Source organism: Nocardioides hungaricus, assembly GCF_054782915.1.
In genome coordinates this window covers 122,074-130,306 of sequence record NZ_BAAGRO010000003.1, presented here as the reverse complement: position 1 = coordinate 130,306, position 8,233 = coordinate 122,074, and the positions used below count along the sequence as shown (strand labels likewise).

Here is an 8,233-nt window from a genome sequence, read left to right as displayed (position 1 = left end):
TCAACCTCGGCGGCCACAAGCCTGTCCTCCCCGGCCGGATATGACCCACGGATCAGTCAGGAGAGCCATATTTTTGATGCTCGACGAAGTGCATAATGGGCCCGTGGTCTCGCTTGCAGAAGTGTTGGCGACGGACGTCGATGTGGAGGTCGTCGTCTGTCCGGACCCCGCCACCGCCGTGCGCTGGGTCGCGACCAACGAGATGCCGGACCCCTCGCCCTTTCTCGAGGGCGGCGAGCTGCTCCTCTTCACCGGGCTCGAGACCCGCGGTTGGGGCGTGGCCGAGTGGGACCAGTACGTCGGGCACCTGCGTACCTCGCGAGTCTCGGCACTCGGCATCGCCACGGGCCCCACCCTCACCCACTCCACCGTGCCGCCGGAGCTTGTTGCGGCCTGTTCGAGACTCGGCGTCAACCTCCTGACGGTGCCCATGCAGACCAGCTTCGTGTCCATCAGCCAGGCCGTTGCTGGCCTACTCGAAGACCGCGACAGCTCAGCCGCACGAGAAGCCGTCGCGCTTCAGCGACGTCTTGCCCAGGCATCGCGACGCCGGGACGCGCCGGCCGCCATCGCAGAAGAGCTTGCGCGCCACGTCGCCGGCGCCGTCTGGCTGCTCAGCCCCGAGGGCGACCTCCTGTCCGAGGCGGTGTTCGACAAGTCGGCCGACCACGACCTCGGAGACATTCGGGCGGAGCTCACGAACCTGCTTCCTCGCGGCCTCGGCGCGGTCGCCGCTTGGTCATCGGCGGAGGGCAACACCATCCTCCAACCGATCGGCCTTCGGGAGCCGGCGGAGGCGTACGTCGCGGTGCGATCGCTCGAGGTTCTCACCGACTATCAGCGCACCGCCGTCATGGCCTCGATCTCACTGCTGGGCCTCGAACTGGACCGCCGGCTCGAGCAACGCGAAGTCGGTCGCAAGCTCCGACGTCGCGCGCTCGATCTGCTGTTGACGGGCGAGGTGCGAGCAGCAGAGATCGTCATCGATGCAGCAGACCCGACGGGGACTTCCGCCGCGGTCCGCCTCAAGGGTCGCCTGGCCGTCGTTCGCGTTCGCGGACCGAGGGAGGACCTGCTGCGGCTCCTGGCCCGTGCAGAAGGCTCGCCAGACGGCCGCGGGCTGGTGGCGGCAGCTCGGGGCGAGTCCGAGCTCCACGTCCTGTGTGACGTGGCCACATCCGACGCCTGGGTCTCCATGCTCGAAGGAACTCGAACTACGGCGGGCGTCGGCGGACCGGTCCCGGTCAGCGAGGTCGGCCGAAGCTTCAGGTCGGCGGGGTTCGCCCTCGAGCAGGCAACGCCGACCAGACCGGTCGTGAAGTGGGGCGACCTCAGCGACTCCGGCCTGACGGCACTGGTCGATCCGTCGGCGCGAGAGGACTTCGCGGAAGAGCTACTGAGCAGGCTCGGGGCCACGAGAACAGGCAGAGCCGATCTGACCGACGTGGCCCATTCCTATATCCGCCATCACGGGAGGGTCCACATCGTCGCCGACGAGCTCGGGATGCACCGCAACACGGTTCGCGCTCGTGTGCGTGAGATCGAACGGGCGCTGAGCTTCGACCTCGACGACCCGACCTCCCGGCTGAACCTCTGGGCGGCTCTGCGGATCGCTCGAGACGGGAGCGCGTAGCTCTTGCCGCGAACCCGCTACCACGCGCCTGACACGATGGCCGCGCACGATGCGCCGCCGACCCCTTCCGAGTTGATCGACACAACCCGCGGGGCGACTGGAAGGGCCGGTCCGTGCGGGGACCGAGGGGGCAACCAGACCGATCCGATCCACGACAGACGGCACCCCCTGCGTTGACGTCGACCTCGAGTCGTCGTCAGAAGACCTTGATCGCGTCGACCACCTGGGCCGCCAGAGATACGTCACCGCCCAGGCGGACGTACTCCCGCCAATCCCCGCGATGCGTTCCCCAGACGAGGAAGTCTTCGGCCGTGGAGCTGATCGCGGCGTCCGCCTCGTGGGTTGCCGCCTTCACCTCGATCGTGGTCGGAACCGGCGCGAGGGTCCAGGTTCCACCACCGGGACCGGTCAGCTCGAGGGAGACCGGCGCGGTCAGCACGGACGGCAGACGCGCGGCTGACATCTGTGGCAGTCCTGCGATCAACCAGGAGAGCGAAGACTCCATGACCACGGCGTCCGCCCTGACCGAGAAGTCCAGCGGGCCGAATCCTCCGAGGTCGTGGCGAAGGTGGCAGTAGTGATCGAAGACCAGTGAATCGACCATCAGATGCGCGGGATAGGTGCCGGCGTCTTCGAGGTCCACCTCACGGCTGGCCGCATCACCGGTTTGCGCATTGTCGTGGATGACCAGAGCCGGCTCGATCAGGTCCCGGTACAGGTCGAGGGTCTGGCGGGGAGTCAGGCTCCTGAATGCCGCTACAGCCCGATCGTTGCTTCGCTCGATCTTCCCGGGCACGGGCGGAGGCATCGACTCCGGGTCGACGGATTCGCGGAGCGTGCAAGCCAGGTGGACGAAGATGTCGTGGACACTCCAACCGGGGCAGGCGCTCGGCTGTGCCCAGTCGGTCTCCGAGAGGCTCTCGCCGAGCTCGATTGCCGTGCGAGCGAGCTCGGGCAGGGCCGCCAGTCCTTGCTTGGTCATGAAGGCTCTCCTTGTTTGCCGACCGATCCGCGGTGAGGAGCACAGTAGGTCGATCGACGCGTCGGGTACCCGCCGGTCTGCACACCTGGACACCCACTTCGAGTGCGGTCCGGCGTCCCCAGCCGGGCCCCGGGATGCTGCGCACGAACGTTCGCGAGCCGTCGATCGCGTCTCCGCTCCCGGCGTACCCCGTCGGGGTCCGGTCTCACTGCCCGAGGTTCGTACGACGCAGCCTCGGCCTCGCCTCGCCCGCCAGCGGTTCCCGGGCGAGGTGAGCCGTGACGTTCCGGATCGCTCCGAGGACGAGAGCGACTGCTGCTTCCCGCGTGTTGTACGCCGTATGCGGCGTCACGAGCAGCTCTGGTGGAAGGTGCGAGAGCTCTGACCTGGTCGGCGGCTCCGTCGCCAGCACGTCGACACCTCCTCGCACCCGGCCGGCGGCGACCACCCGCTCGAGAGCACCGTCCTCCACGAGTTCGGCCCTGGCGGTATTGACGAAGACGGCGCCGGGCCGGCACGACTGGAGCAGTTTGCCGGTGATCATGCCTCGCGACTGCGCGGTCAGAGCGGCGTGCAGACTGATCGCATCAGCCGAGCAGAAGATCGTCTCCAAGTCCGCAAACTCGGCGTCGGAGCCCTCCAGCCGCGCCGGGTCAGGATCGCGGGTCCAGACCAGGACCCGCATCCCGATGCCTTCGAGCAGGTCGACCATTCGGCGCCCGATCGGTCCGAGTCCGACGACCCCCGCGAGCCCACCTGACAGTTGAAGGCTCATCGGCTGCGGCCAGGCCCCCGACCGCACGGCCGCGCTCGCCGGCACGATGTTCTTGGCGACTGACAGGATGATTGCCAGCGAGTGCTCCGCGACAGCGTCAGCGCCGTAGTGAGGGACGTAGCCGACTCGGATCCCGCGAGCGTGCAGGTCGTCCGCGTCGACGTAGAACTGATACCCGGTAGCCGTCACTGAGACGATCTGCAGCCGTGTCGCGGCTGCGACGTCGTTCTCGGCGAGGCTCCTGATGAGGATCAGTGCGTCCGCGTCCGCGAGCTCGGCGTGGAACCCGTCGGTGCTCGAGGCCGCCTCGGACAACGTCACCCGACCCAGCCCGCTCATCGCTGCCTGGATCGCGGGTTCGGCGAGAAGATCCTTCGTGTCGTCGTCTACGAGAGGACCGATGAGGGTCCTGGGAAGTCGGCTCGTCGAGTGCGCCGGTCCGTTCGCCTCAGTCGGCATAGTCCGGGGCGATGCGGTCGAGCTGCCGAAGCAGGGCGGCCCACAGCAGAGCTGCGCCGTGCTCGTCGGTGTAGTCCACGGCGCTCTCCCCGGTGAACTGCTTCGCGGTGTAGTCGCAGACCTCCGGCGACGGGAGCAGGAGCGTCCCGCCGGACATGGCGCTCACCTGGATCTCACAGGCGCGGTTGAGGTAGAACATCCGGACGAATGCCTGGCGCGGCGACTCTCCGACGGTGAGGAGTCCGTGGTTGCGGAGGATCAGCGCCGGGTGGTCGCCCAGGTTCGCGACGAGGCGCACCTGCTCGTCCTTGTTCAGCGCGATCCCTTCGTAGTCGTGGTACCCCACACGGTTGTAGAACTCGAGACTCATCTGGTTGACGGGGAGCAGCCCCTCCTGCGTTGCCGCGACGGCGCACCCTGCGCGCGTGTGCGTGTGGAGCACCGAATGAGCGTCGTCACGCGCAGCATGAACGGCAGAGTGGATCACGAAACCGGCAGGGTTCACGATGTAGGGAGTGGGCTCGAGGATGTTTCCGTCGAGGTCCACGACCACGAGCGAGGACGCAGTGATCTCCTCGAACATCAGGCCGTACGGGTTGATCAGAAACCGCGGCTCGTCGCCCGGCAGGCGAGCCGAGATGTGGGTGTAGATCAGGTCGGTCATCTGGTAGTGAGCGACCAGCCGGTAGACGGCGGCAAGCTCCCGGCGGAGCTCCGCCTCGGTCTGAGCTGTCGGGACGTCGATCTGGAGAGTTGTCATCGATCTTCCTATCGTCTTGTGTGGACTCGTGGAGTCAGATCCGCTGGTCGTCGAGCACGCCCTCGGAGGCGAGGAACTCGGCCATCTCGGCGCCGGCGTCCACGACGATGTCGGTGCCGTTGATCCAACTGCTGGACGGGGATGCGAGGAAGTAGATGACCTCTGCGATCTCGGCCGGTCGGCCGTTCCGGCCGCCGCGAGCGGTGAGGGGGTCGAGCTCCTCGTGCCCCATCGACTCGTAGAACTCGTCGAGCAACGGAGTATCGACGGGGCCGGGGCTCACACTGTTGACGCGGAACTGTCCGAGGTACTGCTGGGATGCGACGTTGCTCCAGACGATGACAGCCTGCTTCGTTCGTTCGTAGGCCCGGTACCCGCTGTCGATGTTGGACTCGGCCCACGCGAGTCCGGCAGTGAAGCCGTCGGTCTTGATCAGCTCGTTGACCGGCGTCAGTCCGTTCCGCCACCGCCATCCCGCCGTGCTGGCGACGTTGACCACGGCGCCCCCGCGGCGGATACGGTCGGCGAGGTTGTCGACCAGGTGCCGGACGGCGAGGAAGTTGACTGCGACGGTGGCCGGGATCGGACCGGCTCCCGACAGTCCCGCGACGTTGCAGAGGACGTCAACGTCGTCGATCTGTCGGAGAGCGGTGTCGATCGAAGCGGCGTTGGACAGGTCGGTCTGGATCCAGCGCTGGTTGTCCCCGAGGGGTGTGGTGGGCGCAGACCGATCGAGGATGATCACGTGGGATCCGTCCGCGCCGAACTTCGCGACGGTCTGTGCGCCGATTCCGGACGATCCACCGGTGACGACGACGGTACGGGAGCTCATGTCTTCCTGCCTTCGATGGAGTCGGTGATCAGACGTCGTCACGGAGGAGTTCCTGCGTGGAGCAGTGGATGCCACCCCCGTTGGCCTGGATGGCGTCGTAGTCGATGAGGTCGACCTTGACGCCGAGGCTGTCGAGCTTCTCGGCGGTCTTCTCGACGGTGGTGGAGAGCAGCACGTGTCCGGGCGCCAGCGTCAGGCCGTTGACGGCCCAGGACTGGTCGGGGTCGATCCAGATCGGGTGTACGCCGTGCTCCCGCATCAGGTCGGGGAGCCAGTGGGGCGTGCTCGCAGGGTTGAGAAGCGCCCGGTCGACGTCGACCATGGCCAGCGCCCCGTCCAGGTGCAGCTTGTAGCCGCTCAGCGGCACCTGGATCAGCTCGACGCCGTGCCACCGCAGCATCTCGGCGAGCTGGTCGCCTCCCTCCCGGTTGCACCGGATCCCGGAGCCGTAGAGGTAGACCTTCGGGGTCAGCTTGATCACCGAGCCGCCCTCGACGAACCCGCCACCCGAGATCGTGCCGAGGATCGGCATGCCGAGCGCGGCCACCGTCCGGGTGACGAAGGCCTCCTCGCCGCGGCGCATCGTGGGCGCGAGTCGGGTGATGATCGCGCCACCCTTGGTCGTGACCAACGGGTCACGCATGTAGATCGACTTGGTGAACTTGCCGGGAAGCGGCGCGAGAACCTCCGTCTGCACCCCGTGGCCCTGTAGCGTTGCCACGAGGTTGTCGTGCTGCGCCTGCATCCGCGCGAGGTCCGGTGCGTCGCGGCCGTACCAGTAGCCCATTCCGTCCGGATCGAACGCGGCGCCGAGTGCGCCGTCGAACTGAGAGACGTCCAGCGCCTCGAACTCGCTGCCCGGTCGTCGGAGCATGACTCGGCGCAGCTGGCCGACGTCGGAGGTCGCACCCCACTCCTCGCCCCAGACCGAACGCAGCTCGTCGGGGTCGTTGAAGTGTCGTGTCGCCAGCTCGACGCGTCCCTGCACGTAGGCGCTGTCAGCGGTCAGACGTTCAGGGAGCGATCGCGTACCTTCGGCGGAAGTCATCAGATCCGTTCTCTCTCGTGGTGGCCCGGTCGCGACGGCGGTCAGCGGCGTCGCTCTGAGGCCTCATCCGAACTGGTGGGCACGTCCCAAGGGGACAGAGTCGGGCGCGTCGAAGCTGACTGCGCCGCCGTCGACCGTGACCGGTGAGTCATCGGTCGGAACGACGACGTCGACGACGCGTTCGTTGTGCAGCAGGTCGGCCCGCGTGAGGCCGCGCGAGCGCGCGATTCTGGAGTATCGGAGCCCGCCAGGCAGGTTGGACCTCAGCCTTGAGTCATCGAGCGTCTCGCCCGAGACGAACACCCGCGCAAGTTGCTCGGGCGCTCCGCCGAGCGCTCCGAAGTAGGGCCCGTAGGCGCGCGGCTCGCCCAGTCGTGTCGATCCCGCGGGGCTTCCGACGTTTCCCCAGACTGCGAATCCTGCCTTGAGGACCAGCTCGGGTTTCGCACCGAACCAGGCGGGGTTCCAGAGCACGATGTCGGCGAGGCGCCCCACTTGGAGTGAGCCGACCTCGTGCGCGAGGCCGTGGGCGACCGCGGGGTTGAGGGTGATCTTGGCCAGATAGCGGAGCACCCTGTTGGTCGAGTCGGCGTAGGGCCCGAACTCTCCGGCGCGCACCCCGGAGAGCGAGGCGAGCTGCCAGGTCCTGCGCACCGTCTCGGCGATGCGACCCATGCCCATCGAGTCGGAGTTCACGATCCCGATCGCACCGATGTCGTGGAGGACGTTCTCTGCTTGGATCGCCCGGTCGCGGATCCGTCGCCTGCTGACCTCGATGTCGGTCGGGATCGCCGGGTTCTGGCGATGGACCGTCATCGTCATCGGCATGAGCTCGGCAGCCGTATGAGCGGTGTAGGGAATCGTCGGGGTGGTCGACGACGGGAGGACGTGGGGAACCGAGAGGATCTCCAGGAGGTTCGGGTGTCCCCCGCCACCTTCGACGTGGTACGCGTGAACCGTCCGCCCCCGGGTTGCGTCGACAGTGTCTTGGAGAGATCCAGACTCGTTGAGGGAGTCGGTATGGATCGCCACCGGCAGGTCCGCGCCCTCGGCTGCGGCGAGACACGCGTCGATGATGTCCGGCGTCGCGCCGAAGTCCTCGTGGACCTTGAAGCCTCCGGCACCCGACGCGACGGCGTCCTCGTGGAGCGATGTCGAGGCGGTCGATCCCCGAGCGAGGAACGCGACGTTCATCGGCAGACCTCTCCATGCCTCCATGAGCAGGTGGAGGTTGCGAGCCGGATTGCAGCCGACGTCCCAGACGCCGCCCAGTCCCATCCCGACGATGGTGGTGACGCCGGCCGAGAGGGCGGCGGGGACCAGCTCCGGCGACGAGAGGTGGACATGAGAGTCCACCGCGCCGGCGGTCGCGATCAGGCCCTCTCCGGGCACGATGGCCGTGTGGCTGTCGACGACGCCGTCGAGGTCCGCGCCGTGGTCGGGATTTCCGGCACTTCCGATCGAGACGATTCGGCCGTCCTTGACCCCGATGTTCGTCTTGCGGACGCCCAGGACGGGATCCAGGACGACGACGCTCGTGACCACCATGTCGAGCGCGGACTCCCGATGCGCACTCACGAGGAGGCCGTCGCGAAGCGTCTTGCCGCAGCCGCCCAACAGTTCGTCGCCGTAGTGGCTGTCATCGGCGGCGATGCGTACCCACAGGTCGGTGTCTCCGAGGCGAACGGAGTCGCCGACGGTCGGGCCATAGAGCTTCGCGTACTGCTGGCGCGAGATCTTCATA

The 8,233-nt window shown here is 67.6% G+C and carries 7 protein-coding genes; 1 reads left to right on the top strand and 6 read right to left on the bottom strand.

Annotated elements, in window-relative coordinates; translation table 11 throughout:
- The first annotated feature begins 76 nt into the window (after window positions 1-76).
- On the top strand, window positions 77-1,633 hold the full coding sequence (locus tag ACYVKX_RS01675; protein WP_460828783.1) for a PucR family transcriptional regulator: 1,557 nt from the start codon (window positions 77-79) through the stop codon (window positions 1,631-1,633).
- Between the two features lie 196 nt (window positions 1,634-1,829).
- Here the strand turns inward: ACYVKX_RS01675 and ACYVKX_RS01670 are convergent, their stop codons facing one another.
- The 6 genes from ACYVKX_RS01670 to ACYVKX_RS01645 all read right to left on the bottom strand — a co-directional run bounded on the left by ACYVKX_RS01670 (window position 1,830) and on the right by ACYVKX_RS01645 (window position 8,232).
- The gene (locus ACYVKX_RS01670) at window positions 1,830-2,615 is read right to left on the bottom strand and encodes a maleylpyruvate isomerase N-terminal domain-containing protein (protein ID WP_460828782.1); all 786 of its coding nucleotides are present in this window, start codon (window positions 2,613-2,615) and stop codon (window positions 1,830-1,832) included.
- A 205-nt stretch (window positions 2,616-2,820) separates the two neighbouring features.
- Window positions 2,821-3,729: a 2-hydroxyacid dehydrogenase gene (locus ACYVKX_RS01665; protein ID WP_460828781.1), complete on the bottom strand. Its 909-nt coding sequence runs from the start codon at window positions 3,727-3,729 to the stop codon at window positions 2,821-2,823.
- A 109-nt stretch (window positions 3,730-3,838) separates the two neighbouring features.
- Window positions 3,839-4,609 carry a class II aldolase/adducin family protein gene (locus tag ACYVKX_RS01660; RefSeq protein WP_460828779.1) on the bottom strand — a complete coding sequence of 257 codons (771 nt, stop codon included), beginning with the start codon at window positions 4,607-4,609 and terminating at the stop codon, window positions 3,839-3,841.
- A 34-nt stretch (window positions 4,610-4,643) separates the two neighbouring features.
- Window positions 4,644-5,441, bottom strand: a complete 798-nt coding sequence (locus ACYVKX_RS01655) for a coniferyl-alcohol dehydrogenase (protein ID WP_460828778.1) — start codon at window positions 5,439-5,441, stop codon at window positions 4,644-4,646.
- Window positions 5,442-5,469: 28 nt separating this feature from the next.
- A complete protein-coding gene (locus ACYVKX_RS01650; protein ID WP_460828776.1) occupies window positions 5,470-6,429 on the bottom strand; it encodes a dimethylarginine dimethylaminohydrolase family protein in 960 nt (319 codons plus the stop codon).
- 123 nt (window positions 6,430-6,552) lie between these two features.
- Window positions 6,553-8,232 (bottom strand): urease subunit alpha, encoded by a 1,680-nt coding sequence (locus ACYVKX_RS01645; RefSeq protein ID WP_460828775.1) that lies wholly within the window; start codon window positions 8,230-8,232, stop codon window positions 6,553-6,555.
- Window position 8,233: the final 1 nt, after the last annotated feature.